Origin of the sequence: Amycolatopsis circi (genome assembly GCF_003385235.1) — a bacterium.
In the GTDB taxonomy this organism is placed as follows: domain Bacteria; phylum Actinomycetota; class Actinomycetes; order Mycobacteriales; family Pseudonocardiaceae; genus Amycolatopsis; species Amycolatopsis circi.
Genome location: NZ_PQIA01000030.1, coordinates 53,871 through 77,676, shown reverse-complemented (window position 1 = coordinate 77,676; position 23,806 = coordinate 53,871). Strand labels below are relative to the sequence as shown.

The window sequence follows — 23,806 nt, the reverse complement described above, 5'->3', positions numbered from 1 at the left end:
CATGCCACTGGACGGTGTCGTCGTCGCGGATTTCAGCCGGGTGCTGGCCGGTCCGCTGGCGTGCGTGAATCTGGCCGACCTCGGGGCGACGGTGATCAAGGTCGAGCGGCCCGGTTCCGGGGACGACACCCGCGGCTGGGGACCGCCGTGGACCGAACACTCCAGCTCGTACTTCGAATGCGCCAACCGGTCCAAGCAGTCCGTGGTGCTCGACCTCGGCGACCCGGACGACCAGGTCCTGGCGCGCGAACTCGCCTGCCGCGCCGACGTGCTCGTGGAGAACTTCCGGTCCGGCGCGCTGGGGCGGCGCGGGCTCGACTACGAATCCGTCCGGGTGGGTAATCCCGGCATTGTGTACTGCTCGGTTTCCGGCTTCGGCGGCGACGCGGACCTGCCCGGTTACGACTTCCTCGTGCAGGCGATGGGCGGGCTGATGAGCGTCACCGGCCCCGAGGACGGCGAACCGGCGAAGGTCGGCGTCGCGCTCGTCGACGTGCTCGCCGCGAAGGACGCCACCATCGGCATTCTCGCCGCGCTGCGAGCCCGCGAGAAGACCGGACGCGGACAGCGGGTCGAGGTGAATCTGCTGTCCAGTCTGCTCGGTTCGATGGCCAACCAGGCTTCCTCGTATCTCACGACCGGACGCGCGCCGCGCCGGATGGGCAACTCGCATCCGTCGATCGCGCCGTACGAAACGTTGCGCTGCAAGGACGATGTGCTCGCGTTGGCCTGCGGCAACGACGGGCAGTTCCGTCGGCTGGCCGAGGTGCTGGGCGTTCCGGAGCTGGCCGACGACGAGCGGTTCGCGACGAATGCCGAACGCGTGCGCAATCGCCCGGAGCTGCGAGCTGCGCTCGAACAGCAGTTCGCAGCCGACACTGTGGACTCGTGGGCCGCCCGGCTGACCGAGGTCGGCGTGCCCGCCGGTCCGGTCGGCGATCTCGCGGACGGCTTCAAGCTCGCGGAATCGCTCGGTCTCGCCCCCACCGTGCCGGTCGGCGACGCGCCGCCCCAGGTCCGCCATCCGATCGGCTATTCGGACACGCCGGTCGCCCGCTACACCGCCCCGCCCCGGCTGGGGCAGCACAGCGACGAGATTCGCCGCTGGCTCGCAGAGGAGAAGAAATGAGCGACACGAAGTCCCTGCCGCCGCTGGATCCCCGCGACCCCGCCGGGCTCGGCGACCTGTTCACCGAGGACGAGAAGGCGATCGCGGCCGCGGTCCGCCGGGTCTGCTCCGAGCGGATCGACCCGTACGTCGGCGACTGGTTCGAACGCGGCGAGCTGCCCGACGTCCGCGGCCTCGCGAAGGACCTGGGGACGCTCGGGGTGCTCGGCATGCACCTGGAGGGTTACGGCTGCGCGGGGATGTCGGCGACCGAGTACGGCCTCGCTTGCCTGGAACTGGAGGCGACCGACTCGGGCATCCGCTCGCTGGTGTCGGTGCAGGGCTCGCTGGCGATGTTCGCGATCTGGAAGTGGGGTTCGGAGGAGCAGAAGCAGCAGTGGCTGCCGTCGATGGCGGCGGGCGAGGCGATCGGCTGCTTCGGGCTGACCGAACCGGACGCCGGCTCGGACCCGGGCAGCATGCGCACCCGCGCGCGGCGCGACGGCGACGACTGGGTCCTCGACGGCCGGAAGATGTGGATTACCAACGGAAGCGTCGCCGACGTCGCCGTGGTGTGGGCGCAGACCGACAAGGGCGTACGCGGCTTCGTCGTGCCTACCGACACTCCAGGGTTCTCAGCGCCGGAGATCAAGCACAAGCTTTCGCTGCGCGCTTCGATCACCAGCGAACTCGTTCTCGACGGCGTGCGGCTGCCCGCGGACGCGGTGCTGCCGGAGGTCACTGGGCTCAAGGGGCCGTTGAGCTGTCTTAACGAAGCCCGCTTCGGCATTGTCTGGGGTTCGGTCGGCGCGGCGCGTTCGTGCTTGCAGGCAGCGATGTCTTACGCGGAGGACCGCACGCAGTTCGGGAAGCCGATCTCCGCGTTCCAGCTGACGCAGCAGAAACTTGTCGACATGACGCTCGAGTACACCAAGGCGTTGCTGCTCGCGATCCACTTGGGACGGCGCAAGGACGCCGGGGTGCTGCGGCCGGAACAGGTCAGCCTGGGCAAGCTGAACAACGTCCGCGAGGCGATCGAGATCTGCCGCACGGCCCGCACGATCCTGGGCGCGAACGGGATTTCGCTGGAGTACCCGGTGATCCGGCACATGAACAACCTCGAATCCGTGCTCACCTACGAGGGCACCGTCGAGATGCACACGCTGGTGGTCGGTCAGGCGATCACCGGGCAGTCCGCTTTCCGCTGAGGGGCGGCCATGGCCGCCAGCGCGGCGGCCGCGGCCAGCATCCCGAGCCCGGCGAGCGTCCAGCCGAGGAAGCCGAACGTCAGCACGAGCGGGACCAGCACGATCGGTCCGGTGATGCGGGCGAGCGCGGTGCTGGTGGCGAACAGCGCCTGGTATTGGCCCTGATGTCCTTCGGGGGCAAGGCTGAACGCGAGATGCCAGGCACCGGCGGAGGCGGTCGTTTCGGCGATGGTGAGCAGGAGCGCGCCGACTAGCGCCACGAGTACCGGGTGTGCCGAAGCGCCGAGCGAGCCGAAGACGGAACAGGCAGCGACCAGGAAGATTCCGCCCACGGCAAGGGATCGGCGTGCCGTGCGGGCGTCGCGGACCAGTCGGCTGACCGGCAGCTGGAGGAGCACGACGAGCACCGTGTTGGCCAGCAGTACCACTGCGGAAGTCCACTGTGGAGCGGAACTGCGCATGACTATCCACAGTGGAAGGGTGACGCTGAGGATCGGCATGGTCAGCTGAGTGATCGCGGCGAGCACCGTCAGGGTGACGTAACGGCGGTCGCGCAAGGCGGGCCAGCCGGTCTGGCGTTCGGCGGGGGCGTCTGGTCCGGCGTGCAGGTACAAAGCGGTGGCGAAGACGAACAATCCCGCGTCCACAACAAAAACGGTGACCGCGTTCGTGCCTGCGGCAAGGACGAGTGCGCCGATTCCGGAGCCCGCGCCGATGCCGATATTGACGGCGGTGTGCAGCAGTGCACGGGCTCGGACGCGGCCTTCGGGAGCCACCACGGTCGCGACGACGGCTTGGCGGCCCGCCGCGAGCGCGCTCTGCCCGCAGGCGAAGAGCGCGCACGCGGCGATGTACAGCGGAACAGTGTACGCGACGGCGAAAAGCAGCAGGCCCGCGACCGCGGCGACGGTCGCCGCGGCGAGTGCCCGGCGGGCGCCGATCCGGTCCAGCAGCGTCCCGAACGGAACGGTGGTGGTCAGGCTCGTCGCGGCGCCGAGCGACAGCCCGAGCGCCACGATGCCCGCCGGCAGGCCGACCCGGGTGGTGAAGTGGACGGCGGAGACGGCCAGTACCGCGCCGTCGCCCGCCGAGGTCAGGGCTTGTGCGGTGGCGAGCCGCCGGATCGCCGTGCGCGCGGTGTTCATGCCGGGCTGACCGACCAGCAGCGGGTCGTCACGCCGACCGTGTTCCACATGTTGATGGCGGTGATGAGCGCGATCACCGCCGCCGCGCCTTCCTCGCCGAGTGCCGCGACGGCGTCGGAAACGGTCGACTCGGGCACGTGCGTTTCGGAGAGGCGCGTGACGTCCTCGGTGAGCGCGAACGCGGCCCGCTCGGCCGCGGTGAACAGGCCCGATTCCGCCCAGCCGGCGAGCGCGTCGACCCGCTGAGCCGTGACGCCTTCCTTGCGCGCGGCCTGCGAGTGCATGTCGACGCAGTACGCGCAGCCGTTGATCTGGGAGGCGCGGAGGCGGACCAGTTCGCGCAGGCCCGGCTCGATGCCGGCATGGTCGAGCTGCTGGGTCGCGGCGTCGTCCAAAGTGCTCATCGCACGGGAGAAAATCGGTTCCAGGGCGTCGAAATCGAGGCGCTGGGGGATCGGGACCAGAGTGGGGTTCGTCGTTGTCATGGACCTAGATTAGGTCGCGAATGGACCGGGTTCCCGGCCAATCTGGCACTAGGAACTCAGACCATTTGCCAGCGCGTCGGCGGCCAGCGCGAGGGCGCGCGTGGCGCGGGCGGACGACACCGCGCCGTAGCCGATGACGACCCCGGCGCGGTCCGGATTGCCGCCGGGCGCGCGGTAGTCGGCGAGCCCTTCGAGGGCGACGCCGAACTGGCGGGCGGCGGCGAGCGTGCGTTCTTCGCCAGCCGCGTTCGGGAGTTCGACCAGGCATTGCAGACCTGCGGCGAGCCCGCCCGGTCGCAACTCAGGAGTGCGTTCGGCGAGGAGTTGGGCGAACAGTTCACGACGCGTCCGGAAGGTGGCCCGGCGTCGGCGGACGGCGCGGTCGTACTCGTGGGAATCGAGGAAACGGGCGAGGACCTGCTGGTGCAGGCCGCTGGGCGTGACGCCGCTGAGGTTGCGCTGCCGGAGCAACTCGGGGAGAAGTTCCGGCGGGGCCACCGCCCAGGCGACGCCGACTGCCGGGGCGAGAGCTTTGCTCGACGTGCCCAAGTACACGACTCGATCCGGGGCGAGCGCTTGGAGCGCACCGATGCTGCGACGGTCGTAGCGGAACTCGCCGTCGTAGTCGTCCTCGAGGATCAGCGCGTCGCGCGCGTTCGCCCATTCGATCGCGGCTCGGCGGCGTTCCGGGGAGAGCGGGACGCCGGTGGGGAATTGGTGCGCTGGGGTGAGGAAAACCGCGTCCGCCCGCGTGTCCGCGAGGTCGGCGCCGTCGGAGTCGACCGGGATCGCGACGATCTCCAGTCCGGACTCGGCGATGATGCGCCGGTGCCGCTCGTGTCCGAACTCCTCGACGGCGATCCGCTTGCCGCCGCGGGCGCGAATGCTTCGGCAGGTCAACGAAAGCAGGTCACCGAAGCCGCTGCCGATCAGGACTTCCGCCGCGGTGACCGCCACGCCGCGCGTCCGGGCGAGGTAACCGGCGAGGGTGTCGCGGAGTTCGGTCGCTCCCTCTGGCGGCGCGTAGGCGAACGCGGAGACCGGCATTTCCGCCAGCGCCCGCCGGGTTTGCGCGCTCCACTGGCTGCGCGGGAAGTCGCCAGCGTCGGCGAGACCGCCGCGAAGTTCGTACTCCGGCGGTGATTGTCGTTGCGCGGCAACCGGTTGCGCCTGCCGAGGGAAACCGGCGATCCACGTTCCGGCGCCGACGCGGCTTTCCAGCCAGCCTTCGGCGGCGAGCCGGGAGTAGACCTCGGAGACGGTGCTGCGGGCGATGCCGAGGTCGGTCGCGAGCGCGCGTGAGGCGGGCAGCCGGGTGCCGACCGGAAGCCGGCCGTCGACGACCGCGGCGCGCAGGGCGGTTTCGAGCGCGTGCGCGGGGCGGGTCGTGGACACGGGCAGGTAGAGGTCGAGCCCCTCGGCCACCGATGCGCGCTTCATGGCCGGACTTTAGCCTGGCGCGTCCACTGTGGGCGGACGTCAGCTGAGCAGAGCCTCGACTTCGCGGTATCGCTCCGGGGAAACCGTCTTCCGTCCCGCCGCCGCGGCCAACGGGACGGTGACGAGATCGGTGCCGCGCAACGCGACCATGACTCCGGAATCGCCCGCGTGCACCGCGTCGGCCGCGCGCAGGCCGAACCGAGTGGCCAGTTCGCGATCGGACGCGGTCGGCCGTCCGCCTTCCTGGCTCACCGCGACGGCACGGGCCTCCTTGCCGGTGCGCCGCGAAATCTCCTCGGCCAGCCAAGCCGCGATGCCGTTCGGCACCGGGGATCCTTGCGGGAGCGCGCCTTCGGCGACCACGACGATCGGCGCGCGGCCGCGTTCGAACCGGCGCTTCACCCGCGCCAGCACTCGGTCGAGGTCGAACGGGTGCTCCGGGCCGAGGATCACGTCCGCGCCGCCGGCGAGCCCGGCGTGCAGGGCGATCCAGCCGGAGTCCCGGCCGGCGACCTCGACGACCAGCGCGCGCTCGTGCGATTCGGCGGTGGTGCGGCATCGGTCGAGCGCGTCGGCGGCGAGTTGCACCGCGGTGTCGAAGCCGAACGTCGAATCGGTCGCCGCGACGTCGTTGCGGATCGTCGCCGGAATGACGACGACCTGGACGCCCTCGGCGGCGAGTTTCGCCGCCCCCGCAACGGCATCCTCTCCGCCGAGCACGACCAGCGCGTCGAGGTCGTGCAGCGAATCGCCGGGCTTGACCGGGCCGCGCGACGAGCCGAGAAGCGGACGATCGCGGGTCAGGGTCTCGTCGATCTCGCGAGGCCCGACCGGCACGGTGCGGTTCTCCCGCAGCCCGGCCCATCCGTCCGGGATGCCGACGACGCGCCAGCCGTACACCTGAATGCCTTTGCGGGCGAAGGCCCGGACTACCGCGTTCGATCCGGGGCAGTCGAGGTCGCCGGCCAGCATGCCGATCCGCATGGGCAGAGAGTGGCACGGCTGAATCGATGAAGCAAGCGGGACGCGGAAACGCCCGGCCGGGTCCACCCGGCCGGGCGTTTCCGTTCTCTTTAGTGGTTTCCCAAGGGATTACCGCCGCGGACCGGGGTCGCTGAAGCTGGGACGGCCGGTCTCGTTGTGCCCGGCGAACCGGCGCAGGTAGCCCGGCGCGGCGGGATCGGTCACCGAAATGTCGAACCAGCCGAACGCGGACGCCGTTTCGCACGGCACCCGGCGGGTTTCGCCGGGGCCGAGCACGATCGTCCGGGCGGCGCTGTGGCTGTAATCGTTGCTCAGCTTCAGTTTCCGGCGCTGACGACCCGGGTTCGTGACGGTCAGCGTCAGCAGCGGAGCGCCGTAGTTGTTCGTGGACACCGAGATCTCCGGCTCCGTAGTGTCCGCGGTGGTGCCGGTGAACTGCGCCAGGTAACCGTTCGCGCCGGTCACGCGAAGGTCGTACTTGCCGTGCTCGTCGGTGCCCGGCGCGCCTTCCCAGATGTCGCTGACAGTGTCGTGCGCGGCGACCGTGTAGCGGCGGGGCGAATCGCCGTGTGCGTAGACGTAGAAGTATGCGCCCGCAGTGCCGTTGTTGGTGAACTGCACCGAAACCGAACGGCCGTCGCGCTTTCCGGCGAGTTGCGAGGTGAACCGGTACGGCAGCGCTCGCGCGGGGCGGACGCCCGGCTCCTGCTTCGGCATCGACTGCGGCAGCTTCACCGAGAACGGCTGGTTCTTGCTCGGCAGCGGGGTCGGCTTGGGCGTCGCGACCGGTTTGGTCTGCGGGCGGGAGAAGTCGAACGCCGAGGTGAGGTCGCCGCAGACGGAACGGCGCCACGCGCTGATGTTCGGCTCCGCCACGCCGAAACGGGCTTCCAGGAAGCGCAGCACCGAGGTGTGGTCGAAGGTTTCCGAGCAGACCCAGCCGCCGCGCGACCACGGCGACACGACGAGCATCGGCACGCGGGAACCGAGTCCGGCCGGGTGTTTGCCGGTGAGCGAGACGCCGGTCGGCGCGCCGCCGGTGCCCTTCGGGAGCTTGTCGAAGTCGAGGGTCTCGTCGGGGAGGCTCGCCGCGAGCGAACGCGAGACGAGACCGTCCGTGCCGGGCCGGTTGACCAGCGGCGGCATCGGCGGGACGACGTGGTCGAACAGGCCGTCGTTCTCGTCGTAGTTGACGAAGAAGACGGTCTTGCTCCACACCTCGGGGTTCGAGACGAGCGCGTCGAGGACGAGGTTCAGGTAGTACGCGCCGTCGCTGGCGGACGCGGCGGCGTGCTCGCTGTACTGGTACGGCGGGACGATCCAGGTGACCTGCGGCAAGGTCCCGGCCTGCACGTCGGCGCGGAACTCCTTGAGCGTGTGCGTCGAAACGCCCTGTTCGACCAGCGGCCCGGACGCGCCTTCCTTCGCGTGGTACTTCGCGAAGAACTCGAGCGAGTTGTCGGTGTAGTTGTCCGTCGGCTCGCCGGGGATGCCGCTGCCGCCCTGGTAGAGCTTCCAGCTCACCCCGGCCTGCTGCAGGCGCTCGGGGTAGGTCGTCCAGCTGTAGCCGTTGGTGTCCGGCCGTTCCCAGAGCCCGGGCCCGTTCTGCTTGCTGCCGAGGCGGTTCTGCGTGTCGATGGTGCCGGACCACAGCATGATCCGGTTCGGCGCGGTGTCCGCCGGGACGGAGCAGTGGTAGGCGTCGCAGACGGTGAACGCTTCGGCGAGCGCGTAGTGGTACGGCAGCTCGGACCGCTGCTGGTAGGTCATGGTGAACACGTCCTGCTTTTCGTTCACCCAGCCGTCGTAGCGCCCGCCGTTCCAGAGCGGCTCGCCGCTGCCCCAGCCGTGGTGGGTGCCGGCGATGTGCTCGCTGGTGCGCAGAGCGTCGAGCGGGAACGGCAGGACGTACTCGGCGTCGTCAGGCAGGCCGCGGCCGTTGTAGCCGGGAGTGCGCACCTTCGCCGGCGGCTGGTAGAACACCGGCCGTCCGTTGGGCAGCAGGTGCGGCCGGGGGTCGCCGTAGCCGCGCACGCCGCGCATGGTGCCGAAGTAGTGGTCGAAAGACCGGTTCTCCTGCATGAGGACGACGACGTGCTCGACGTCCTCGATGGTGCCCGACCGGCGGGCCGGTTCGACCGCGAGCGCCTTCCCGATAGACCCCGGCAGCAGCCCTCCGGCCGCCGCGCCGGCCAGCGAAGCGCCCGCCATGCCGAGAAAATTCCGGCGACTCGTACCCGCCATGTTTCGTTCCTCCACGTGTTCGCGGCGAGACAGCGGTCGCCCGGAGTTACCGGCCGCCGCTCGCCCGGGGGAGAGCATGAACGAGCTGAGTGTCCCGGAACTGGCGCGCGGGTGAATACTCCGTCCGGGGTCGGCTTGTCCTGGTCGGGGCGGGATTTTTCGTGATCTTGGCAACGGCGGGTCCGGTGATCCTCCCGGCACTGTCCGCGACAGTCCGTGGTGCGCCGGGCACGGGCCGGGAAACGGGTTTCCGGACAAAAAAGTCATTGTTCCCTCTTGCCGCATAAGCACTTCGACTGAGCGGGCCGGAATGTGCTTTCCTGGCGGACGGCCTGGAACCTGGGGGTTCCGTGCGGCCCGGACGGAAGAAGGAGCACACCATGAGCGATCCGTCGCCGAACGGGCCGGGACCCGCCGCGCGGATCGACCGGATGGTCGCCGAGGCGAAAGCGAAAGCCGAGCGGTACCAGGCGATGCAAACCGCGGCCGGGCAGGTCTCGGTGACCGAGACCGGCAAGGACGGCCTGGTCACCGTCACGGTCGATTCGTCGGGCAACGTCACCGATCTGCGCGTCTCGGACCAGATCCGGGAACTCTCCGGCGACCGGATCGCCGCCGCGGTGCTCGGCGTCCTCCGGCGCGCGCAGGCGCGGCTCCCGGAACGGCTGGGCGAGGTCATGGCCGCCACGATCGGCGACGACCAGGCGACGGTGGACACGATCGTCGGCAATTACCGGGCCAGGTTCCCGGAGCCCGAACCGGACGAACCGGAATCGCCGGATCCGGGGAACCAGGTCAAGCTCGGCGCACTCGAAGAGGAAGCCGAGGCGCCGAAGCCTCGCCCGGCCCGCCGTCCGGCGGCCGATCCCGGCGAGGGGGACGACGACTTCGGCCAATCGTTCATGACACGGGGATGAGCGCGGGGGAACTATGGGAGACAACGGTTCCGGCGGCTACCAGGTCCATCCGGACGAGCTGGCCACGCACGCGAAGGCGGTCGAACAGGTCGGCAAGACACTGGGGCAGGCGCTGTCCGCGGCCGAACAGGTGACGATGGGCGTGCAGGCCTACGGCATGATCTGCGGCCCGCTCTTCGTGCCGATCGTGCTCGCGGTGAGCGCCCCCGGCCTCGCCGCGCTCGGGCTCGCGTCCGAGGCGATGAGCGAGGTGTCCGGCGCGGTGAACACGGCGGTCACGACCTATCAGACCGCGGAGCAGAACCACGCGCGGGCCATCGACAAGCTGGGGAAGAAGCTTTCATGAGCAATCCGCTGGTGGCGCAGCGGCAGGATTCGACGACCTGGCATTCCGGGATCAGCGTTCTGGACGATGCCGCGGGCGTGTACGACGGCGTGCAGTCCGGTTCCTGGATCGAGGGCGGGATCTCCGGCCTCGGCGCGGGCCTGGACATGCTGACCATCGCGATGAATCCGGTCGGCACGCTGATCTCCTACGGGCTGAACTGGCTGATCGAGCACGTCAAACCGTTGCAGGACGCGCTGAACCAGCTGGCGGGCGACGGCGACCAGATCGCGGCGTACTCGCAGACGTGGAAGAACGTCGGCGCCGCGACGCAGCAGGCGGCGAAAGACCTGGCCGAGACCGTGCAGAAGGACACCGCGAACTGGCTGGGCGGCGGCGCGGACGCGTACCGGGACAACCTGAAGAAGAAGATCGACCACATCAACGCCGCCGCGACGTGCGCGAACACGATCGGCACGGTGGTGGAGATCGTCGGCGTGGTCACCGCCGCGGTGCGCTGCCTCGTCCGCGACATGATCACCCAGGCGGTCGGCGACTTCATCCAGGACGCGCTGGAAGAGGTTTTCTCGCTCGGGCTCGGCACGCCGGTCGTGGTGGCGCAGGTGGTCGAGCAGGTGTCGGCGTGGATCGAGAAGATCGGCGCGCTGATCAAGAAGCTGATCACCTCGGTCGAGAAGCTGCGGCCGATGATGTCGAAGCTCGAAGAGATCTTCGCGTCGATCAAGAAGGTGCTGTCCGACCTCCACGGCAAGCCGGGCGAAGGCGGCGACGCGACCCACGTCTCGTCTGCGGACGAGCCGCACACCCCAGCGGGCAAGCCGTCACACGGCGACGGAGCGCATCCGCCGGACGACGGAACCACGCCCAGCGGCGCGGAACCCGGAGGCGGCAGCCCGCACGACGGGACGGGGAAACCCGGGGAACCGGGGGAGCCCAACGCCCGCGACAGCACCGATCCGGCGAAGGACGGGCGGCCCAACGACGGGAAGTGCACCGGCGGCGACCCGGTCGACCTCGCCACCGGCGAAATGCTGATGTCCCAGACGGATGTCGAACTGCCCGGCGTGCTGCCGCTGGTGCTGCGCCGGACCCACCTGTCGAGTTACCGGCTCGGCCGCTCCTTCGGCTCGTCCTGGGCGTCCACAGTGGACCAGCGAGTCGAGCTGGACGCGGAAGGCGTCAGCTACGTGGGCGAGGACGGGGTCACCCTGACCTACCCGTTGCCCGCCGCGGACGGCTCGCCGGTCGTACCTTCACACGGTGTCCGCTGGCCGTTGCGTGCGCTGTCGGCCACCGAGTTCACCGTCACCAGCCCGGCCGACGGGCTGGTCCGGCATTTCCGCGCCGCGCCGGAAAACGGGGCTCCGACGCGGGTTCTGCTGTCCGCGATCGCCGACCGCAACGGGAACACCGTCACGATCGCCCGGGATGCCGACGGCTTCCCGACTTCGATCGAGCATTCCGGCGGCTACCGCGTCGCGGTCGAAACGGTGGCTGGCCGCATCGTGGGGCTGAGCCTGGCCCGCGCGTCCGGCGGCGACATTCCGCTGGCCAGCTATGAGTACGACGCCGAGGGCAGGCTGTCGGCGGTCGGCAACTCCTCCGGCCGGGCCCTGCGGTTCGACTACGACCGGGCGGGCCGGGTCACCACGTGGACCGACCGCAACGGGCATTGGTACACCTACCACTACAACGAGGCGGGCCAGGTCGTCCGGACCGACGGCAGCGGAGGCGCGCTCGCCTGCTCGATCGGCTACGACGACCGGAACCGGGTCACTACGTACCGCAATTCGCTCGGCGCGGTCAGCGTTTTCCAGTTCGACGCCGAGTGGCAGCTGGTGCGCCAGACCGATCCGCTCGGCGCGACCACCGTGTTCGAACGGGACCGCTTCGGCCGGGTCACCGCGGAAACCGATCCGCTGGGCCACACCACGCGGCACGAATACGGCCTGGCCGAAGAACCCGTCCGGACGGTCCATCCGGACGGCAGCGTCACCAGCACCGTCTGCGACGAGCACGGCCTGCCGGTCGCGGTGGTCGACGCCGACGGTGCACAGTGGACTTACCGGCGCGACGAACGCGGCAATGTCGTCGAGGAAACCGACCCGGCGGGCGCAGTCACCCGGTACGAGTACAACGAATTCGGCCACCTGCGGGCCGAAACCGACGCGCTGGGCAACGTCCGTCGGATCGAGACCGACGCCCGCGGCCTGCCGGTGGCGCTGACCGATCCGCTCGGCCGGACCACGCGGATCGCCCGGGACGAGTTCGGCCGGATCACCGCGGAAACGGATCCGCTGGGCCACACCGTCCGGACCTGGTGGACGGTGGAGGGAAAGCCGCTGGCCCGGACTCGCGCGGACGGGACGGTCGAGCGCTGGCGGCACGACCCGGAGGGCAACTTCGCCGAGTACTCCGTGGGGGAGAGCCCGCTGCTGTCGGTCGCCACGACCCATTTCGACCTGCCGGTCGCGCAGATCGGCGCGGACGGCGGCCGGATCGAGTTCGGCTACGACACCGAGCTGAACCTGACCTCGGTCACCAACGCCCAGGGCGCGGTCTGGCGCTACGAGTACGACGCCGCCGGTTTCCTTGTCCGTGAAACGGATTTCAACGGACGCGTGACGACCTACGCGCGGGACGCGGCCGGGCGGCTCGCCGGAAAGACCAACGGAGCCGGGCAAAGCGTCACCTACGAGCGCGATGCCCGAGGCAACATCGTGGCGGCCCAGTCCTCGACGGACACTCAGCGCTTCGCGTACGACCGGGTGGGCCGGCTGGTGTCCGCGGCGAACCGGGATTCGACCGTCGAGCTGACCAGAGACGTACTCGGCCGCGTGCGGGCCGAGACGGTGAACGGCCGGACGGTCGAGTCGGAGTTCGACGCGCTCGGCCACTGCGTCCGCAGACGGACGCCGAGCGGCACCGTGACGACGTGGGAGTACGACGCGGCCGGGTCGCCGGTAGCGCTGCGCAACGGCAGCCGGATGCTGAGTTTCGGGTATGACGCGGCGGGCCGGGAAACCGTCCGGACGACCCCGTCCGGCGTGCGGCTGGCCCAGTCGTGGGACCAGTCCGACCGGCTGGTCGGGCAGGCCGTGCTCGGCGGAGGCGACGACCCGGCGCGGCAGGTGCAGCACCGGACGTTCCGTTACCGGCCGGACGGCAGCGTCGTCGCCATGACCGACCGGATCCACGGTGCGCGCCAGTTCGACCTCGACGGGTTCGGCCGGGTCACGCGGGTGCGCGGCGAGCGCTGGTCCGAGCAGTACACCTACGACGCCGCGGGCAATCTCGCCGGCGAAGGCGCCGAGACTTGGCGCAGCACCGGAACTCTGCTGCACGACGCGGGCGCGCTGCGCTATCAGCACGACGCGCAGGGCCGGGTGGTGCGCAAGCAGCGCGGCGCCGAAGTGTGGCAGTACGACTGGAACGCGGACGACCAGCTGATCGGCCTGGTCAGCCCGGACCAGACCGGCTGGCGCTACCGCTACGACGCGCTGGGCCGGCGGATCGCGAAGGAACGGCACGTCGGCGGCCAGGTCGTCGAGCGGGTCGATTTCGTCTGGGACGGCACGACGCTCGCCGAGCAGACCACCGCCGGGCAGTCGCTGACCTGGGACTACGACCCGTCCTCGCACCGGCCGCTCGTCCAGGTGGAGCGGCGGAGCACCGACGAGCGGTTCTACGCGATCGTCACCGACCTCGTCGGCGCGCCGACCGAATTGCTGGACGAGCACGGGACAGTCGCGTGGTTCGGGCAGAACACGGTGTGGGGCAAGCCGATCGCGCACGGCGGCACGACGACGACGCCGCTGCGGTTCCCCGGCCAGTACGCCGATTCCGAATCGGGGCTCAACTACAACTATTTCCGTTACTACGACCCGGAAACCGCTCGGTATTTCAGCGCCGACCCGGTGGGCCTCGCCGGCGGGTACTGGCCGCACAGCTACGTGCCCAACCCGCTGACCTGGCTCGACCCGCTCGGTCTTTCGCTGCTCGACGTCAGCAAGAACGGCGTGCACATCGTGGTGCACGAGTACGACGCCGACAAGCCCGCGCACGCGCACGTCACCGGCGGCGGGGGCCGCGAGGTGCGGATCGGGCCGAACGGCCATCCGATCGACGGCCAGCCGGAGCTTTCGGGCAAGCAGCGGGCCGTGGTGGGAGAATACAAAAAAGAAGTCCGGAAGGCCGTCCGCAAGCTCGGCAGGCGAAACCAGGCGGACGAAAAGGCCGAGGAAGAGCGGAAGCGGGCCGCAAAAGGATGTACGAAGTGACGACGTTGCGCGCCGATCTGACCGCGTTGTTCGAGGCCGCCGGGCTGACCGACGTCGAGGTCGACGCGGCGGTCGCGGACGAGCACGTCCGCTCCGCCGCCTACCGCCGCGTCATCGCGGCGCGCGGCGGGGCGGATCCGCGCGCACTGGCGGCGGTGCTGGTGCGGGATCCGGAACCGCTGACGGCCAAGACCGCGGTGGTGGAGCTGGTCGACCAGGTCGCGGGGGAGACTGCCGACCCGGTGGAGTTCCGGCAGCAGGCGGCGGGAATCATCGCGGAGTCGGACCGGCTGACGCCGCCGAAGGACCGCGAGTTCGTCCGGCAGCGGGTGCGGGACTGGGAACTGTGGCTGGAAACCGAAAACGGCCAGACCCCGGACGCTGCCGCCCTTGCCTCGGCGAGCGACTGGATGCAACGGCGCCTGGCCGACTTCTCCGCTTCGCAAGAGGTCCTCGCCCTGCTGACCGAACACGGCCGCGCCAAAAAAACGAGAAACACCGCCGCGAACCGAGCAAAAAGCACTAGGTAACCCAAACCCCGCAGCGACCACACTGGCGGACGTGGGCGGAACGGCACCGGCACCGGCAATGGGCGGTCCGTGACGGGCCCCTTGAGGGAATCAGAGTCCAATGCCAGGGACTTGAAGCGGCGCTGCGGGTGCGGCTTGAGGTGTGTTTGTCCTGGCCGCGGGAGCCAGCGAGGCCGGTGCGCGATGTGCCGTCCGTGAGGGGAACCCTGAGGGACTCTGAGTCCCTCAGGGTTCCCCTCACGGACCTGAGAAAACAGTCATGCGGGCATCAATCAGAGTCCGTGAAGGGACCCCTCACGGCCCTGCTCGCCTGTGGGTGAGGGGCTCCCCGCGCGCCAGGACTGATCGCGAACGCCACCCACACCGGCGAACTCGACTGAACGAGCCCGCGAACCACACCGGCACCAGCCGAATCCGGCGAGACTGACAACGAATCCCACCAGAACCGAAAAAACACGACGCGACCGGCCACGGACAGGGGGCCGGAACCGAAGAACACAACGGGACCGATCGCGGGCAGGGGGCCGGAACCGAAGAACACAACGGGACCGATCGCGGGCAGGGGTCCGGGGGCGAAGCCCTCCGGGCGGGGCCTGGGGGTTGCACCCCCAGAAAACACGACGAGACGACCCGGCCCGCGCTTTGTGCGGGCACAGATCGCCTCGAGTCGAGTGGGCGATACTGGGATCGAACCAGTGACCTCTTCGGTGTGAACGAAGCGCTCTCCCCCTGAGCTAATCGCCCGTTGTGCAACGCACCAGCCTGGGGTGGACTGGAGTGCGCGATACTGGGATTGAACCAGTGACCTCTTCCGTGTCAGGGAAGCGCTCTCCCGCTGAGCTAATCGCGCTTGCTGCTGTGCAACGTGTCGTAAACATTAGCGGACGCCTCGGCGACGCCGGACAGGGGGCCCGGTTTCGGGGACTTCGCTGGTCACTGTCCTGCGTGGACAGTCATGCGCACGCCTTCGGCCAGGCGGTAGGGGCGGGTGTCGACGATGGCGCCCAGCAGGCGACGCAGACGCGACACTTCGGCGCGGACGGTGACCAGGTGTTCGGCGTCTCCGTACAACGCGTGGCTCAGTGCGACCGCGGACAGGCCGTCGCGGCCGGCCTTTTCCAGGCGGACCAGGATTTCCGCGTGTCGTTTGGTGATCGGGCGGCGCCAGCCGGTGTCGCCTGCTCGGAGGCTGAGCAGGGGTGCGGGCGTGAGGTCCAGGTCGAGCCGGACGGTGCGGGCCGGGTCGGCGGGGCGGACCAGCCAGCCGTCGGCGATGGGTTCGGGGAGGCAGGCGCCCAGGCCGGGGACGGCGACCACCTGACCGGCTTTCGGGGCGGCGATGCGTTCGCCCGCGGAGACGCCGACGCTGTGCGCGACCCAGCCGTCCTCGTCCACGACCAGCGCGGGGCCGGACGACAGGACAGGTTCAGCCATCTGGCGCAGTCGTTCGAGGCGTTGGCGGTGGGTGCGCCACAGTTCGGATTCGGCCAGCCGCTTGCCGGTTTCGACGAGGGCTCCGATGGCCGGGTGCAGGGTCAGGGCCGGGCCGCTGACGTCGATGACGCCGAGCAGTTCGCCGGTGCGCGGGTCGTGGATCGGCGAGGCGGTGCAGTACCACGGGTGCTGGTTCTGCTCGAAGTGTTCGCCGGCGAGGAGTTCGATGGGCGCGGCTTCGGCGAGGGCGGTGCCGATCGCGTTGGTGCCGACGCGGGATTCGGTCCATTCGGAGCCTTCGGTGAAGCCCAGCGTGTCCGCTTTGCGCCGGACGGCGGACGAGCCTTCGCGCCACAGGATGATGCCGTCGGCGTCGGTGACTACCAGCAGCATGTGTGCCGAATCGGAGGTCGCGCCGACGACCTGGCGGAGGTCTTCGATGATGTGCCGCAGCGGAGAGCCGTGCCGGCGGCGTTCGACCTCGTCGCCGGGCACCGAATCGCGGGTGTTCATTCCGTCGGCGGTCAGGCCGAGGCTCAGCACACGGGACCAGGAGCGCGAGACGAGCGGTCGCGGCGGCACCGCGGGACGGCTGCCGCCGATGACGGCTTCGTGCATCCGGACCAGGTCGCGGGCGTGGGTGGGCAGGTTGCGGCCCGGAGGCACCGCACTGTGCACCACCACAGTCACCTCCCGCACCATCGCGTCAGCGGTCCAGCATAGGTGACCTGCGCCGATGTTGTCATGCCTCGGCGCGTGCAACTCGCTGCAACCCTTGCCGCGCGGCTCGCCGGGGGAGTGTGATCGGCGCTACACCACCGACGACGCTGGGTACCGCGAGCACATGAAGGAGCAGCCATGACACAGACGGTCGACCGGATCGCGCAGGCGGGTACGCCGCAGGCCCGGGTCGAGGACTGGCTGGCCCGGTTCGAGGCCGCGCTGGCCGCCCGCGACATCGAGGCTGCCGCGGCGTTGTTCGCCGTCGATTCCTATTGGCGCGACTTGGTTTCCTTCACCTGGAACCTCAAGACCGTCGAGGGCAGGGACGGGGTCGCCGGCCTGCTCGGCGGCTGTCTGGAAGCGACTGATCCGAGCGGGTTCCGCACCAGCGAACCGGCCACCGAAGCCGACGGCGTCACCGAGGCGTGGATCGAGTTCGAGACCGCCGCCGGACGCGCGAAAGGGCATCTGCGGCTCAAGGAAGAAGGCGCGTGGACGCTGCTCACCAGCCTGCGCGAGCTGAAGGGCTTCGAGGAGTCGCAGCGGGAACGGCGGCCCAAGGGCGTCGAGCACGGCGTGGTCCGCGGCCGCCGGTCGTGGGCGGAGAAGCGGGCGGAGGAGCAGGAGACGCTCGGCTACGGCCAGCAGCCCTACGTCGTCGTGATCGGCGGCGGGCAGGGCGGGATCGCGCTCGGCGCCCGGCTGCGCCAGCTCGGCGTGCCCGCGCTGGTGGTGGAACGCAACGACCGGCCCGGCGATTCGTGGCGCAAACGGTACAAGAACCTCTGCCTGCACGACCCGGTCTGGTACGACCACCTGCCCTACCTGCCGTTCCCGGAGAACTGGCCGGTGTTCGCGCCGAAGGACAAGATCGCGGACTGGCTGGAGATGTACACGCGCCTGATGGAGGTGCCGTACTGGACTCGTTCGGCGGTCACCTCCGCGGTGTGGGACGACGACGCGAAGCAGTGGCACGTCACCGTGGACCGCGACGGCGAGCAGGTGGTCCTGACGCCGAAGCACGTGGTGTTCGCGACCGGCATGTCCGGCAAGCCGAATCTGCCGTCGTTCCCCGGAATGGACGAGTTCGAGGGCGACCAGCACCACTCGTCGCAGCATCCCGGCCCGGACGCGTACGCGGGCAAGAAGGCGGTCGTCGTCGGGTCGAACAACTCGGCGCACGACATCTGCGGGGCGCTGTGGGAGCACGGCGCGGACGTGACGATGGTGCAGCGCTCGTCCACGCACATCGTGAAGTCGGATTCGCTGATGGACCTCGGCCTCGGCGACCTGTACTCGGAGCGCGCACTGGCCGCGGGCGTCACCACCGAGAAGGCCGACCTGATCTTCGCGTCGATCCCGTACCGGATCATGCCGGAGTTCCAGATCCCGGTGTACCAAGCGATCCACGAGCGCGACGCGGACTTCTACGCCCGGCTCGAGGCGGCGGGCTTCAAACACGACTGGGGCGACGACGGCTCCGGCCTGTTCATGAAGTACCTGCGCCGCGGCTCCGGCTACTACATCGACGTCGGCGCTTCGGAACTCGTGGCCAACGGCAGCATCAAGCTCGCGCACGGCCAGGTCGACCACCTGACCGCGAATTCGGTGGTGCTGTCGGACGGCACCGAACTGGAAGCCGACGTGGTCGTCTACGCCACCGGCTACGGCTCGATGAACGGCTGGGTCGCCGACCTGGTCGGCCAGGAAACCGCGGACCGGGTCGGCAAATGCTGGGGCCTCGGCTCGGAAACGACCAAGGACCCGGGCCCGTGGGAGGGCGAGCAGCGCAACATGTGGAAGCCCACCCAGCAGGAGGGATTGTGGTTCCACGGCGGGAATCTGCACCAGTCGCGGCATTACTCGCTGTATCTGGCGCTGCAGCTGAAGGCGCGGTTCGAGGGTCTTGAGACGCCGGTGTACGGGCTGCAGGACGTGCATCATCTGTCTTGAGAGTTGAGGGAAACCCGGTGGCCGCGTTGGCGGTCACTGGGTTTTTCCTTGCAAGTCCGGTCAGAACGATGTCCATGCCCTCGGCGAACTTCACGGTCTACCATCCGCCTGTGGGCGAAAAGGACGTCGCGGATCAGCTCGACTTCCTCGCCGTCCACCTGACCCAGTGAGGACGAGCGATGACGCGTATTCACGACCTGCTCCGCACCGCCGCCGCGGACGCCGTCGGCTGGACGGCCGGTTCGCGGGACCTCCGGTTTTCCGAGATGGACGCGTGGTCGGACCGGATCGCGGCCGACTTCCTGCGGCGGGGCGTGCGGCGCGGCGACCGGATCGCGGTCAACGGGCGCACGACGCCGGAATGGCTGGCGGTGTACTTCGCCGCCGCGAAGATCGGCGCCGCCGTGGTGGGGTTGAGCCCGCGGTACCGGGAGACCGAATTCTCGCACATCCTCAGCGATTCCGGCGCGCGGCTCGTGGTGACCGAGCCCTCGGCGGGCGACGTCGACTTCCTTGCCCTGCTGGGAAAACTTGAGCTGCCCGGCGTTTCTTTCGCGACTTTTGCCGAACTGGGCTCAGCGGAGCCGGATACTGCCGCCTTGGCTGCTGCTTCGGCCGCGGTCGAAGAGGACGACCCGGTGATGATCATCTACACCTCCGGCACCACCGGCCGCCCCAAAGGCGCGACGCTGACCCATCGCGGCCAGCTGGAGTCCGCCGCCGCGGAAGCCGACCACCTCCAGCTGAGCCCTGCCGACGTGCTGCCGGTGGCCGTTCCGCTCAATCACGTCAGCGGCATCACCTGCTGCATCCTGTCCGCTTTGGTCGCGGGCAGCCGGACGGTGCTGTTGCCGTCCTTCGACGCCGGTGCCGCCGCCGATCTGTTCCGGACCGCGGGCCTGACGATGTGGGTCGGCGTGCCGACGATGCACACGCTCCTGCTGAACCACGAGCTTTTCGCCGGTGTCGACACTTCCGCGATCCGCGTGGTGGTCACCGGCGGCGCGAACGCGGAACCTGCTCTGCTGCAACGTCTTACGGCTGCGTTCCCGAAGGCGACCGTGATGAACCTGTACGGGCTGAGCGAGGTCTCCGGTGCCGTGGTGATGACGCCGTGGGGTGCCAGCACGGAAGCGACCGAACGCTCGATCGGCGTGCCTTTTCCCAGTGTGGAAGCCAAAATCGCCTCCCCGTCCGGAGAAGCGCTGCCCGTCGGCGAAACCGGCGAGCTATTGTTCCGGACACCGTCGATCATGGCTGGCTACCACAATCTGCCAACGGAAACCGCGGCGGCGGTCGACGCGGACGGCTGGCTGCACACCGGCGACATGGCGCGGGCGGACGAGGACGGTTACCTGACGCTGCACGGCCGTGCCAAGGACATGTTCGTCCAAGGCGGATTCAACATCTACCCGATCGAGGTGGAGAACGTCCTTGCCGCGCACCCCGGCGTGCTGATGGCGGCCGGAGTCGGCGTTCCCGACCCGGTGCTGGGGGAGATCGGCCGGTATTACGTTGTCCCGGCACCAGATTCGGCTGTCACCGAGGCGGAGCTGAAGGAGTTTTGCGCGGGGAAGGTGGCTGACTACAAGGTCCCGCGCCAGATTGTGCTTCGGCCCAGCCTGCCGCTGACGCCGTCGGGGAAGGTGCAAAAGGCGGCCCTGCGCGCGGAAAGCTAGCGGCTCTCGACGTTCGCCATGACTGCCTCCTGGATCACCCGCGCCGCGTCGGCGAATGCGCCGGGGTTCGGTCCGGCGTAGTTGAGCCGGATGAATCGTCCGGTGGGTTCGGCGGGAAACCATTCGTCGCCGGAGCCGATGACGACTCCGGCGGTTTCGCAGTCGCGGACCACGCGCGCCAGATCAACCGTTCCGGGCAGCCGTGCCCAGAGGTTCAGCCCGCCCTGCGGCACGGATTCCACCTGCACCGCGGGCGCGTGTTCACGGAGCCCGGAAAGCAGCAGGTCCCGGCGGGTCTTGAGCTGGTGCCGGACCCGGCGCAGGTGGGTGCGCCACGCGGGCTGGGTCACGATGTCGAGCGCGACAGTCTGCAGCACCGTGCTGACGTACATCGACTCCGCCAGCGTGTCGACCAGAATCCGGTCGCGTGCCGGACCGCGGGCGATCAGTGCGGCGACGCGGATCGCGGGGGAGACGCTTTTGGTGAGGGAGCGGAGGTAGACCACGTGTCCGTCGTCGTCGCGGCCCGCGAGCAGCTGCGGTTCCGCGGTGATGCCGAAATCGTGCGCGGAATCGTCCTCGATCAGGAACGCGCCGTGCTGGCGGACGGTGTCGAGGACGCGGTCGGCCAGGTCCGGAGGCCACAGCGCGCCGGTCGGGCTGGCGAAACTGGGCTGCGCGTAGAAGGCCCGCGCGCCGGTTTGCTCGAACGTCCTGGCGAGTTCGTCGGGATCTGGGCCGTTCGGGCCGCTCGGCACCGGCACCACCGCGACGCCAGCTTTCTTCGCGGCGAGGATCGCGCCCCAGTACGTCGGCGATTCCAGCAGCAGTGGCTGTCCTGGTCCGACGAGGGCGCGGAAGGCGGTGACCAGGCCGCTCTGGCTGCCTGGGGTGATGACGACGTCCCGCGGCGTCACCGGCGCCATCCCGGCCGAGGTCATCGCGCGGAGTTCTGCGGCGAACCAGGCCTGCAGTTCGGGGACGCCCGCGGTCGGCGGCCGTCCGACCAAAGCGGCCGTCCGGGCTGCTCGGGAGAACGCACTCCGGACGAGACGCTCCGGCAGCAGTTCCGGGTCGGGATAGCCGGAATGAAGCGCTACTGAGTTCGTGGAGGCCGGCTGCAGCGACGCAGGCTGTGTGAGCAGGCCGTGTCCCGGGGTTCCGAGCGCCGCTGTCTGCCAACCGTAGTCGCCGGACCCGGTGGCCGGTGCCGCGCGGACGAACGTGCCGACTCCCGGCAGACTTTCCACCAGTCCCTGGGAAGACAGGCTGCGCAACGCTTTCTGGACAGTCACCGGACTGGCCGAGTACCGCGCGACCAGTTCCCGCGACGACGGCAGCTTCGCTCCGGCCGGGGCGGTGCTGATCCATTCGCGCAGTGTCGAAGCGATCCGGGAGCTGCTATCGTCGGACATGAAACTGAAGGATAGCGCTACTCTCCCCACGGCACCGGCGCTACCCCGGGCCGGTCTCTGGTGGGGCCTGCTCGGCGTCGTGGCGTTCTCGTTCACGATGCCGTTCACCCGGGTCGCGGTCGAGAACGGCGGCCTCTCGGCGATGTTCATCGGCTCCGCCCGGGCCGTAGTCGCCGCGGTGCTCGCGACGGTCGCGCTGCTCGTCACCAAGCAGCGTCTCCCGCGTGGCGGCCAGTGGTTCCGCCTCGCAGTCGTCGCGGGCGGAGTAGTGATCGGCTTCCCGTTGCTGACCTCGTACGCCCTCACCACGGCCTCCGCCAGCCACGGCGCCGTCGTCATCGCGCTACTCCCCGCAGCGACTGCGGTAGTAGCGGTTCTCCGCACCCGCGAACGTCCGCCCGCGACGTTTTGGGCGCTGGCCGCGGTCGGTGCCGTCGCCGCGATCGGCTTCGCTGTCCTGCAAGGCGGTGGTCTCAGCGGTCTGCAATGGTCGGACGCGCTTTTCTTCGGCGCGGTGCTGGCCGCCGCGGTCGGCTACGCAGAGGGCGGTTTGCTGGCACGGGAATTGGGCGCGTGGCAGACCGTCTCGTGGGCGCTGGTGGTCGCCTCGCCGTTGATGGTCGGGTTGACCGTCGTGTCGATGGCGAGCCACCCTCCACATGCGACAGTCGGCGAGTGGGCCGCTTTCGCCTATTTAGCCGTGGTGAGCATGTATCTGGGCTTCTTCGCGTGGTACCGGGGGCTGGGGCTGGGACCGATGACGCAGGTCAGCCAGGTGCAGTTGGTGCAGCCGGTGCTGAATCTGTTGTGGGCAGCGGTATTCCTGGGCGAGGAGCTGACCTGGCAGACCCTTTTGGGCGGGCTCGCGGTGGTCGCCTGCGCGGGAAGCGCGGTGCGGGTCCGGACTGCTCGTCCGCCAGTGCAGACGGCCGTCGAAGGTGCGAGGTGACATCGCTCGCCGCACCTTTACCAATAGTCGCGGTCGGGCAACAGGATCCACGCGTCCGGCGGCCCGGTGACGGAACGGCTGTCGACCGGCCGCAGTCCCGCGTAGGCGAAGCAATAGGCGAGCGCCTCACCCTCGTACAGACTGGACAACAGCACGTCACCCTGTTCGCTCGGCCCGCCGCCGGGATGCAAGTCCCAGCCGATCATCTCGTCGTCGCGGACGATGCTGCCTTGGTTGCCGCTCTTGGGATTGGCGTACATGCCGTAGCAGGTCGTGCCTACCGACAACGTCTTGGTCACCTCGGGCATCTGCGGCCCGTATCCCCACGGCTGCGCGAGCACGCATCCGCCCGGCACGTCGGTGGCCCACATAGTCAGAATGGTGTTGCCGTCGTTGAAAGGGTCCTCGTCCCACTCGGCCTGCAGCTCCTCCTGGTCGGGGAGGACCGCCGCGGAAAGCCTGCGCACCGCTTCGGCGACGTCGATGCCCGCGACGCAGGCGATGCCCAACCCGTCGAGGTGCTGATCGCCGAGCACCGAGATCAGCCGTCGGCTTTCCTCGACGGTCACGATTTCCTCCGGCGTCAGCGAAGCTGCCACGCCAGGCAACTCCGGCGTGGGACTCGTGCGGCTCAGCCGTCCCGGCGACCAGCCCGACATCATGTCCAGCAACGGATCCGCGCCCGCGGCGACCAGAGCGCGGGCGTTTTCCGGCTGGTGCGCGGCCACTGCCCGCCACAGCGCCGTGCAGCCGGCCGACATCGCGTCCACGTCGTCCACCCGCCGCGCCAGCTCGGCCACGACCTCCGGTGAGCCGAACTCGGCCGCGGCGTGCAGCGGCGGTCCGGGCCACAGGTCGCCGACATTCGGGTCAGCGCCTTCCTTGAGCCGGGCCCGCACTTCGCCGAGATCCGTCCAGCTTTCCCAGTCGAAACCTTGCCATCCCCCATCACTGTTCATGCCGAAC

17 protein-coding genes and 2 tRNA genes are annotated in these 23,806 nt (G+C 69.7%); 9 read left to right on the top strand and 10 right to left on the bottom strand.

Going from position 1 to position 23,806, the window contains the following annotated elements; all coding sequences use genetic code 11:
• Position 1: 1 nt before the first annotated feature.
• Both D0D37_RS16105 and D0D37_RS16100 read left to right on the top strand, forming a co-directional pair.
• Positions 2–1,129 carry a CaiB/BaiF CoA transferase family protein gene (locus D0D37_RS16105; RefSeq protein WP_116201354.1) on the top strand — a complete coding sequence of 376 codons (1,128 nt, stop codon included), beginning with the start codon at positions 2–4 and terminating at the stop codon, positions 1,127–1,129.
• Positions 1,126–2,316: an acyl-CoA dehydrogenase family protein gene (locus tag D0D37_RS16100; RefSeq protein ID WP_116201353.1), complete on the top strand. Its 1,191-nt coding sequence runs from the start codon at positions 1,126–1,128 to the stop codon at positions 2,314–2,316. Before D0D37_RS16105 ends, D0D37_RS16100 begins: the two co-directional genes overlap by 4 nt.
• Here the strand turns inward: D0D37_RS16100 and D0D37_RS16095 are convergent.
• From D0D37_RS16095 to D0D37_RS16075, 5 genes are all read right to left on the bottom strand, one after another.
• A complete protein-coding gene (locus D0D37_RS16095; RefSeq protein WP_244223528.1) occupies positions 2,283–3,509 on the bottom strand; it encodes an MFS transporter in 1,227 nt (408 codons plus the stop codon). The genes D0D37_RS16100 and D0D37_RS16095 overlap by 34 nt on opposite strands.
• Positions 3,458–3,946, bottom strand: coding sequence for a carboxymuconolactone decarboxylase family protein (locus D0D37_RS16090; protein ID WP_116201352.1), 489 nt, complete (start codon positions 3,944–3,946; stop codon positions 3,458–3,460). Before D0D37_RS16090 ends, D0D37_RS16095 begins: the two co-directional genes overlap by 52 nt.
• A 48-nt stretch (positions 3,947–3,994) precedes the next feature.
• Positions 3,995–5,386, bottom strand: a complete 1,392-nt coding sequence (gene pdxR / locus D0D37_RS16085; RefSeq protein WP_116201351.1) for a MocR-like pyridoxine biosynthesis transcription factor PdxR — start codon at positions 5,384–5,386, stop codon at positions 3,995–3,997.
• A 39-nt stretch (positions 5,387–5,425) separates the two neighbouring features.
• The gene (locus tag D0D37_RS16080) at positions 5,426–6,370 is read right to left on the bottom strand and encodes an ATP-dependent 6-phosphofructokinase (RefSeq protein WP_116201350.1); all 945 of its coding nucleotides are present in this window, start codon (positions 6,368–6,370) and stop codon (positions 5,426–5,428) included.
• A gap of 108 nt (positions 6,371–6,478) precedes the next feature.
• A complete protein-coding gene (locus D0D37_RS16075; protein WP_116201349.1) occupies positions 6,479–8,614 on the bottom strand; it encodes a phosphocholine-specific phospholipase C in 2,136 nt (711 codons plus the stop codon).
• A 380-nt stretch (positions 8,615–8,994) separates the two neighbouring features.
• Here D0D37_RS16075 and D0D37_RS16070 point away from each other — a divergent pair, with 380 nt between their 5' ends.
• The 4 genes from D0D37_RS16070 to D0D37_RS16055 are packed head-to-tail and all read left to right on the top strand — an operon-like array spanning position 8,995 to position 14,687.
• Entirely contained in the window at positions 8,995–9,531 is a 537-nt protein-coding gene (locus tag D0D37_RS16070) for a YbaB/EbfC family nucleoid-associated protein (protein ID WP_116201348.1), read from the top strand.
• 13 nt (positions 9,532–9,544) lie between these two features.
• Positions 9,545–9,877 carry a type VII secretion target gene (locus D0D37_RS16065; protein ID WP_116201347.1) on the top strand — a complete coding sequence of 111 codons (333 nt, stop codon included), beginning with the start codon at positions 9,545–9,547 and terminating at the stop codon, positions 9,875–9,877.
• Positions 9,874–14,157, top strand: a complete 4,284-nt coding sequence (locus D0D37_RS16060) for a DUF6531 domain-containing protein (RefSeq protein ID WP_116201346.1) — start codon at positions 9,874–9,876, stop codon at positions 14,155–14,157. The genes D0D37_RS16065 and D0D37_RS16060 overlap by 4 nt, the downstream gene beginning before the upstream one ends.
• On the top strand, positions 14,145–14,687 hold the full coding sequence (locus tag D0D37_RS16055; RefSeq protein WP_116201345.1) for a hypothetical protein: 543 nt from the start codon (positions 14,145–14,147) through the stop codon (positions 14,685–14,687). Before D0D37_RS16060 ends, D0D37_RS16055 begins: the two co-directional genes overlap by 13 nt.
• Before the next feature lie 672 nt (positions 14,688–15,359).
• Here the strand turns inward: D0D37_RS16055 and D0D37_RS16050 are convergent.
• From D0D37_RS16050 to D0D37_RS16040, 3 genes are all read right to left on the bottom strand, one after another.
• Positions 15,360–15,431: transfer RNA gene (locus D0D37_RS16050), tRNA-Val, on the bottom strand.
• Between the two features lie 34 nt (positions 15,432–15,465).
• Positions 15,466–15,537, bottom strand: a tRNA-Val gene (locus D0D37_RS16045).
• 83 nt (positions 15,538–15,620) lie between these two features.
• A complete protein-coding gene (locus tag D0D37_RS16040) occupies positions 15,621–16,811 on the bottom strand; it encodes a sigma-54-dependent transcriptional regulator family protein (RefSeq protein WP_425266942.1) in 1,191 nt (396 codons plus the stop codon).
• Positions 16,812–16,979: 168 nt separating this feature from the next.
• On the opposite strand from D0D37_RS16040, the gene D0D37_RS16035 reads away from it, so the two are divergent.
• On the top strand, positions 16,980–18,797 hold the full coding sequence (locus D0D37_RS16035; RefSeq protein WP_116201344.1) for a flavin-containing monooxygenase: 1,818 nt from the start codon (positions 16,980–16,982) through the stop codon (positions 18,795–18,797).
• A 179-nt stretch (positions 18,798–18,976) separates the two neighbouring features.
• Positions 18,977–20,476: a class I adenylate-forming enzyme family protein gene (locus D0D37_RS16030; RefSeq protein ID WP_116201343.1), complete on the top strand. Its 1,500-nt coding sequence runs from the start codon at positions 18,977–18,979 to the stop codon at positions 20,474–20,476.
• Here the strand turns inward: D0D37_RS16030 and D0D37_RS16025 are convergent.
• Positions 20,473–21,891, bottom strand: a complete 1,419-nt coding sequence (locus D0D37_RS16025) for an aminotransferase-like domain-containing protein (RefSeq protein ID WP_116201342.1) — start codon at positions 21,889–21,891, stop codon at positions 20,473–20,475. The two genes, D0D37_RS16030 and D0D37_RS16025, sit on opposite strands and share 4 nt — an antisense overlap.
• Between D0D37_RS16025 and D0D37_RS16020 the strand changes: the two genes are divergently transcribed.
• A complete protein-coding gene (locus D0D37_RS16020) occupies positions 21,890–22,840 on the top strand; it encodes a DMT family transporter (protein ID WP_116201341.1) in 951 nt (316 codons plus the stop codon). The two genes, D0D37_RS16025 and D0D37_RS16020, sit on opposite strands and share 2 nt — an antisense overlap.
• A gap of 17 nt (positions 22,841–22,857) precedes the next feature.
• On the opposite strand, the gene D0D37_RS47930 is transcribed toward D0D37_RS16020, so the two are convergent.
• Entirely contained in the window at positions 22,858–23,799 is a 942-nt protein-coding gene (locus D0D37_RS47930) for an ankyrin repeat domain-containing protein (protein ID WP_116201365.1), read from the bottom strand.
• Between the last annotated feature and the right edge of the window lie 7 nt (positions 23,800–23,806).